Annotated in this window: 5 protein-coding genes and 1 pseudogene; 2 read left to right on the top strand and 4 right to left on the bottom strand. The window is 46.6% G+C overall.

Features of this window, described 5'->3' with window-relative positions; all coding sequences use genetic code 11:
- Nucleotides 1–128 (bottom strand): annotated as a pseudogene (locus LEP1GSC061_RS21795) (IS481 family transposase); the annotation flags it as partial.
- A gap of 363 nt (nucleotides 129–491) precedes the next feature.
- Here LEP1GSC061_RS21795 and LEP1GSC061_RS04210 point away from each other — a divergent pair.
- A complete protein-coding gene (locus LEP1GSC061_RS04210) occupies nucleotides 492–1,037 on the top strand; it encodes an O-acetyl-ADP-ribose deacetylase (protein WP_016544136.1) in 546 nt (181 codons plus the stop codon).
- A 22-nt stretch (nucleotides 1,038–1,059) separates the two neighbouring features.
- On the opposite strand, the gene LEP1GSC061_RS04205 is transcribed toward LEP1GSC061_RS04210, so the two are convergent.
- From LEP1GSC061_RS04205 to LEP1GSC061_RS04195, 3 genes are all read right to left on the bottom strand, one after another.
- The gene (locus tag LEP1GSC061_RS04205) at nucleotides 1,060–2,592 is read right to left on the bottom strand and encodes a pectin acetylesterase-family hydrolase (protein WP_016543547.1); all 1,533 of its coding nucleotides are present in this window, start codon (nucleotides 2,590–2,592) and stop codon (nucleotides 1,060–1,062) included.
- A gap of 75 nt (nucleotides 2,593–2,667) precedes the next feature.
- Nucleotides 2,668–4,188 (bottom strand): pectin acetylesterase-family hydrolase, encoded by a 1,521-nt coding sequence (locus LEP1GSC061_RS04200; protein ID WP_084680452.1) that lies wholly within the window; start codon nucleotides 4,186–4,188, stop codon nucleotides 2,668–2,670.
- Nucleotides 4,189–4,279: 91 nt separating this feature from the next.
- On the bottom strand, nucleotides 4,280–5,215 hold the full coding sequence (locus tag LEP1GSC061_RS04195; RefSeq protein ID WP_016544149.1) for an NADP-dependent oxidoreductase: 936 nt from the start codon (nucleotides 5,213–5,215) through the stop codon (nucleotides 4,280–4,282).
- Nucleotides 5,216–5,315: 100 nt separating this feature from the next.
- Here LEP1GSC061_RS04195 and lon point away from each other — a divergent pair, with 100 nt between their 5' ends.
- Nucleotides 5,316–7,775 (top strand): endopeptidase La, encoded by a 2,460-nt coding sequence (gene lon, locus LEP1GSC061_RS04190; protein WP_016543336.1) that lies wholly within the window; start codon nucleotides 5,316–5,318, stop codon nucleotides 7,773–7,775.
- Nucleotides 7,776–7,805: the final 30 nt, after the last annotated feature.

Below are 7,805 nucleotides of genomic sequence, written 5' to 3'. Positions count from 1 at the left end.
CATTTGTAACCGGTCTTCCTACTTATACCAAATGTCTCACAAAGAGAACTCATCGATACATTACCATCGCAGACTGCTGCAATGAATTTTACTTTCTCGTCCATAGGTGACACCTCTTTCCACGGCAAAGGATTAGCCCTCCTTTGCATACGTTTAGTGTTACCTATGTTCCCGGTCTATTTTGTTACCCATGTCTCCGGTTTGTACCCCAGGGAGGGGGCGTTTTCGGGCCATTCCGCGGAATAGAACTTCCGTTCTGTTGGATACCTGCGTGGGGATTTTCTAACCGCATTTAGGCGATTCTATTCAGGAATCGTGCCAACCATTATTAAATAACGAATATATTAATAAGATAGAGACTGGAGAGGAGGGTCTTTGGGCCATATTCTGTTCTAAAACGGTACATTCCGCGCTTAATTATTAAACGAATTCAAAAAAATGTATATAAAAACTTCTTGCAAGAACATGAAAAAGACGTTCTTTAATTGTCGATGGAAATCTATCTTTGGAAAGGCGATATCACGACTGTGCAAACGGATGCGATCGTAAACGCCGCCAATTCTTCGCTTTTACGGGGAGGGGGCGTAGACGGAGCTATCCATAGGGCCGGAGGTCCTAAAATCGCCGAAGAATGCAGGATTCTGAAATTGAAAAAATATCCGGAAGGTCTTCCTACCGGACAATGCGCTTTGACTTCGGGAGGGGAACTTCCCGCCAAATACGTGATCCACGCGGTCGGGCCCGTCTGGAAGGGAGGAGATTTTTGGGAAGCCTCCTTGCTGGAGAGCTGCTATAAGAATATCCTGACCATCGCCCAAGAAAGAGGATTCGATTCCTTGGCGGTCCCCAGTATCAGCACTGGTATATTCTCTTATCCTAAAGAACTAGCGGCTCCGATCGCGATCCGGACTATAATCGCGCATAAGGAACATTTTCCTAGAAAATTAGCCCTCGTTTGCTTCGATGAAGAAACGGAAAAACTCTATCGGGAGAATCTCGTATCCCTCGGTGTGGATTTTATCGAAGGGATCTTTTGATTCTCCCCGAGATTATATTTTCTTAAAGACCCAAACCTGCGGCGTTCCCGCATGTCGCGAATAGATTCTGACCAATCGGAAACGAACCGTCGGAAGTTACCACCCCGAGAGAATTATTGATCGAGTTCGAAATTCGATTCTTGTTCACGCAGGATCCGGAAGAATCGTTGCATTGTACGCTATTCGGTAGCGATCCTGTCCCCGTCGCAAAATCGTTCAGCCAAGTGGCAAAATTTACTCCGCCGCTTACCAAGGAATACATATCGTTATAAGTAGTGATCGTATGCACGTCCCCAGGAGCTAGATAATAACGATAGTTCGTAGGAGCGCTCGTCTGCACTCCCTTCATTTTGGAGATCGCCTGCTTGGACCAATCGCAGGTAGTGTAATTATTAGAAGAAGAACTATTGCCGTCCGTCAGAGAGCTGCCGTCGCTATCCCCATAGATCGCCGAGTAAGATCTACCGCTCTGATTCGGGTCATTGGTCGTGTTATCATTATAGACTATGGTGGCAGCGTTAATCTTATTGATTTGTCCCATCACATTATAAAAGAATCTTTGGTTCCCGTCGAATATCGCGGTATATTGACCGATCCGATCGTTTGGATATTCTGCGGCCACTTTCTTGAAGTAGTCATCGACGGAAGAAGTGCCGATCGTGGTGTATGTGGACCCGATTCCGTTCACCCATTGGGGAAGATTGGAATTTGAAATGGTCACAGAACTTCCGCTCCCGTTTCCTATCCCATGTTCCACTCCCCAGGAGCTATCCAGTTTGGGAAAGAATGCCGCACCGGTTCCGTAGGCGGCCGTAGGCACGATTCCGTTGGAAGCGTCCGAAAGCATTCTCACGTCCGCTCCGGAGCTGATTGTGGTTACCGTTTCCCGAATGATAGGGTAGTTGAGTAAGGTACCGTAGCCTCCGGCGCTTTGGCCTATTACGAAAACGTTATCTAATTGAGGATAAGCGCTCTGCACGAATTTCAGGACCGAAATCACGTTATCGTATCCGTTATGATGCAGCGTGCCTCTGGTATAAGTCGTGCTTTTGCTTCCTATATGAAGATCCCCTGTGCAATACGGCACAAAAATCACATCGTAATCTTTGAACGGATTGGCCCCCACGCCTTGATCGATGACTCCCTTGAAGATGATATCCAAAGCGAAATCGGGAACCGAATTCAATTGATTAAAATAGGTGGTGGTATTAGAACCGAAGCAATTTGCGTCATCCCAGCAGGCCCCGCCTCCCATGAAATTGATGAGCAATTTGGTGTTCGCATTCTTCATCGTTCTGCGGAAGAAATAGAAATTTACGTTGTTCGGAGCCCCGGAGCATTTCGGATCGAAAGTAGCGGTATACGTAAATGCCCCATCCTTGTGATCTACTTGCGTAGTGAAAGTATCCGCGACAGGGGTGATTCTTACATAAGGCGTGTTTAGAAGATCCAGAACTGCGAGGCCCAAAACTTTCTCGGCAGTGTCGTCTTTTTTATGAGTAGAGCAGGCTATTAAAAAGAATAGTATAGATATCCAAAACGATTTGCGGTTCATAATCCCATTTTGCCTACCGATTGCAGTCTTTCGCGAATGAGGCAAAATAGGATTATATACGGGTCTATTTAAATGTCAAGGGAAGCAGGTTTCGTAGAGATCCTTATTGGAAGAATAAGAATCGTGAGAAGTGGCTCTTTTTAGTAAATCGTTGTATTGAGTGGATCCGAAATTCGTATCCGTGCAAGGATGAGATCCGGATCCTCCCTCGCAGTTTACCTTTTGAGGGGATCCGAGCGGATCTATCACTTGGGTCAGCCAAGTATTGAAATTGATTCCGTTACTGACAAGACTGTACATGGAGTTGTCCGTGGTCTTGGTATGTATATCTCCGGGAGCGATATAGTAATAATACTTGGATCCGGTGGTGTCCAACATGGCTTGTCTTGCAGTGGACGCCCAATTGCAATTGGAAGGAATACCCGCTCCTGCAGTATCGGCAACCTCGCTTGCATCTCCCGGTCCGAAATAAGAAGCGCTATCCGTATATCCTCCTCCGTCTATGACCCCCATCACATGGAAAAACCATCTCCGAGTAGAATCGAATAGAGCCGTATATTGGCCCACCGTATCCGTGAAATATTCGGCAGTGATTTGACTCAGATAGTCTTGGATAGAGGGAGAATTGCTTAGATAAGTGGAGGTTATAGTTCCGGTCCAGTCCGGAATATTCTGGGCTCCTTTCCATTTGTCGCGAACCACGTTTTGGAAGAATCCGCTGGTAACTGCCCCGTTGGACGCGTCCGCTATAAGTCGAACTTTAGGATTGTTCGTAAAACGGGCAGTCTCTTTGAGCGCTTGGCGAATATGCGGATAATTCAATATGGCTCCGTAGCCTCCCGCACTCTGGCCCGCGATCACCACGTCCGTCACCTGGGTGTAATTGTCCTGGATGAATTTCAGAACTGAAAGAACGTTATCGTGACCCCTATGATGGTAAAAATCGGGATCCGTGGCATACGGGTCGTCGTAACCGGACGGAGTTGCAATGTCCGCGGATCCGAAATGCAAATCTCCCGTGCAGTAAGGAATGAATAGAATATCATAATCCTTTAATGGATTGGAGGCGACTCCCTGATCCATGATTCCTTGGAAGGCGTATCGAACGAATAAATCCGGAAGGCTGTTTAGAAAGTTCAGGAAAGTAGTAGTCTCTTTACCGAAACAATTGGAATTGCTCCAGCAGGCTCCTCCTCCCATGAAGTTTACGAGTAACTTTGGATTGTTTCCCGAGACTCTTTTGTGAAAGAAATAAAAAGTGGTATTGTTTGCGTTTCCGAAACAGCTAGGAGTATAAGAACGACCGTTCGGACCTTCGTAAGTGGAATTCGAATTTGGGATAATGATGGAACCTGGTTGTGGAACGATCTTGACATAAGGATTGTACAAAGCTTCCGCTAATACGAGACCAGCGACTGCTTTCGTGTTGTCCGGCTCGTTTTTAGTACATTGGAAGAATAGAATAAGACAGAGAAAGAAAAAGCTTCGGAAAATTCGGGAAAACACTAGAGTTAGACTCCTGTCCGATATAAATCGGCGCCTGGGCTTTCCGATTTCCTCCGAGGCTATCTCCGTACCGTAAAAAGTCAAACTCATATCTCCTACATCTCTTCTTGGACCAAACGATCGTTATGATTCCCGCGAGCTAAGAACGAGCGTTTATCCGACCGAAATTCTATACGAGGATCTATATTTTGAGTACGATTTTACCTCTCGTATGGAGTTTCGAGATTTTTTCTTGGGCCAGGGCCGCCTCTTTCAGAGGAAAAATTTCGTTTAGATGGACCTTGATCTTTCCGGAGTCGATTAGATCGGAAAGAATCTCCAGTTGTTTTGAATTAGGTTCCACGAAGTGATAGACGCCTTTGTAGGAAGAAGAGGGAAATTCCGTCATGATCAGGGAGACCAGGACCCCTTCCGGTTTTACGCAGGCTCCTACTTGGGTAAAGCTTTCTCCTCCGATACAATCCAATACGAGATCCGCTCCTTCCGAAAAACGTTTCTTATATGAGTCGGATACGGAACCTTCTGCATAATCCAAGAATTCGTCCGCTCCCAATCCTCTTACATAATTCTCATTTCTGGAACTCGCAATCGCGACGACCTGAGCGCCTTTCTCCTTTGCGAGTTGGATCGCATACGAACCGACTCCTCCGCTCGCTCCCAACACCAAGACCCGTTGTCCCGGATGAAATCCCGCGACTTGAAAAAGACACTGGTAGGCGGTGAGACCGGAAAGAGGAACGGCTGCGGCTTCCTCGTGAGTTAAAGATTCGGGTTTCTTGGCAAGATACGATTCAGGAAGAGAAATATATTCCGCATAGGATCCGTTTTCGATCCAGGTTCTTCTGCAATAGGAAAAAACTTCCTCCCCGATTTCGAAGCGTCTTGCCGAGTGGCCTCTTTCTACCACGGTTCCGGAAAACTCCCAGCCCGGGACGATAGGAAGCGTGTTCGGCATTCTGGACTGGAGTCTTCCTTCTCGGATTTTCCAATCCACCGGATTCACTCCGGAGGCGGAGATTCTTACCAATATTTCTCCTTCTCCGGGCCTGGGGACGGGGAGATCCACCAATTGTAGGACCTCCGACGTTCCGAATTCTTTGAATTGGACTGCTTTCATATTCTCATCGTTCCTTAGACAAAAAGAATGAATTGAGTAATGGGGGCGAGAAAAGAAACTGGAGCTATTCTGAATATTTTCGAAATTAAAGGAGGGGAATGTGGATCTTTTTGACGATTTAAAGGAAATCGAAGGAAATATCGTCCCCGTAGATTCCATACTTCCTCCGGATCTATTTCTGATTCCGATCAAGACCCGACCGGTTTTTCCCGGGATTATTACCCCTTTAATCGTTCCTGGCGGAAAATTCGCTAAGGCAGTGGACGAGGCGCTCAAGGGAAATTCCTTTATAGGACTCGTGCTATTGAGGGACGAGGAGAATGAGAAAAAGACCGAGGAGAATATCTACTCTTTCGGAGTCGTTGCTAAAATTCTCAAGAAAGTTAATCTCCCGGACGGTGCGGTCAATATACTCATCAATACCGTTAGACGATTCAAGATAGAATCCTTCGCTTCCGTGGACCCCCTACTCGTAGCGAAAGTGACTTATCCGGAAGAAGAACCCGGGGCTTCCAAAAACACGATCAAAGCCATGATGCGTACCCTTCTCATCATGACCCGCGAACTCGCTCAGAATAATCCGCTCTTCACGGAAGAAATGAAACTCACCATGCTGAACGTGAACGAGCCTGGAAAAATGGCCGATTTCGTATGCAGTATTCTGAATATAGAAAAAGAAGATTATCAATCGGTAATAGAATCGATCAACTTGAAGGATAGGATCGAGAAGGTTCTCCTCCATCTCAAGAAAGAAATCGATCTGGTCAGTCTGCAAAGGGAAATCCAGGACAATATCCAAGATAAGATCGATAAGCAGCAGAGACAATTCTTCCTGAGGGAACAATTGAAGGCGATCCAGGCCGAACTCGGCCAGAAAGACGGCAAATACGAGAAGAAATACGAAAAATTCCTGGAGAGACTAAAAGCCATTCCGGCCGATCCGGAAGTGATCGAGGAAGTGGAAAGAGAATTGGACAAGTTCCAATACACGGATCAAAATACCGCGGATTATAACGTTATCCGAAATTACTTGGATATTTTGGAAAGTCTTCCCTGGGAAGCGGCTCCGGAAAGGGAAATCGATCTGGAAAAAGCTCGAAAAACCCTGGATCGAGATCATTATAAGCTGGACGACGTGAAGGAAAGGATTCTGGAATTTCTCGCGGTTAAAAAGTTGAAGCCTACCGAGAAAGGTTCCATTCTTCTTTTGGTGGGACCTCCCGGTGTGGGAAAAACTTCCATCGCTAAATCCGTTGCCGAAGCCATGGGTAGGAAGTATTTCCGATTCTCGGTGGGAGGCATGAGGGACGAGGCCGAGATCAAAGGTCATAGGCGTACTTATATAGGATCCATGCCCGGAAAAATCATCACCGCCCTTAGGATCACTAAGGAAAAAGATCCGGTCATTCTTCTGGACGAGATAGATAAGTTGGGGCTCGGAATGCAGGGAGATCCGTCCGCAGCTTTGTTGGAAGTATTGGATCCTGAGCAGAATAAGACTTTTCGGGACCATTACTTGGATCTACCCTTCGATCTTTCTTCCGTCTTTTTTATCGCTACCGCGAATACTTTGGATAGCATCAGTAGGATTCTTCTGGATCGGATGGAAGTGATCAATCTCTCGGGCTATATTACCGACGAGAAGATACAGATCTTTACCAAATATCTTTGGAAGAAGGTTCTGGAGAAAAACGGAATCGAGTCCCGGGGAATCCAGATGGATAAGAAAGCCGTAATATCCCTGATCGATCATTACTCCAGGGAATCCGGAGTGAGGGGATTGGAAAAGCAGACGGATAAGTTGGCGAGAAAACTCGCCTTGCAAATCGTCAAGGGAGAATCCTTTCCTAAGACCATCCAGGCTTCCGATCTCGAGAAACTTTTGGGCGTTCCTAAATATGTGGACGATCGCATGATCAAGCCTACCGTTCCCGGAACGGCTTTGGGACTGGCCTGGACATCTGTGGGAGGAGCGACTCTTCTCGTCGAGGCCGTCTTTATCAAAGGCAAGGGTGGGATCGTTCTCACGGGGATGATCGGAAAAACAATGGAGGAATCCTCCAGCATTGCTCTGAGTTATATTAAGAATTTCTTAGGTTCCGAGGATCTTTTCTCCGAAAAGACGGTGCATCTGCATGTGCCCGACGGAGCGACTCCTAAGGACGGACCTAGCGCGGGAATTACTATGGCTACCGCCATTCTTTCCTTAGTGATCGGAAAAAGGATCAAACTCGGATTCGGTATGACGGGGGAGATCACTTTGACCGGAGAGGTTTTACCGATCGGAGGACTCAGGGAAAAAATCGTGGCGGCTAAAAGAGTAGGCGTGCATAAGATCATATTCCCTTCGGATAACAGGCCTCAGTTGGACGAAATTCCGGATTATGTGAAGAAGGGTATGGAGTTCTTTCCTGTGAGTCGTTACGAAGAAGTGGCGCGTCTTTTATTCGATCCCAAGGTGGTGGATTCCTATTTCAAGCCCAGCGATTCCATTCCGACGGATTCCAAAAAGATAAAGGCTCCCTCTCCGAAAAAGAAATCCGTCCGTAAAAAATCGTAGTTCATCAGGAGAGTAAATTACGATTTCTTG

It is taken from the genome of Leptospira wolffii serovar Khorat str. Khorat-H2 (genome assembly GCF_000306115.2).
Lineage (GTDB): Bacteria > Spirochaetota > Leptospiria > Leptospirales > Leptospiraceae > Leptospira_B > Leptospira_B wolffii.
The sequence above is the reverse complement of the archived record's forward strand: the minus strand, read 5'-3'. Positions and strand labels throughout refer to the sequence as shown.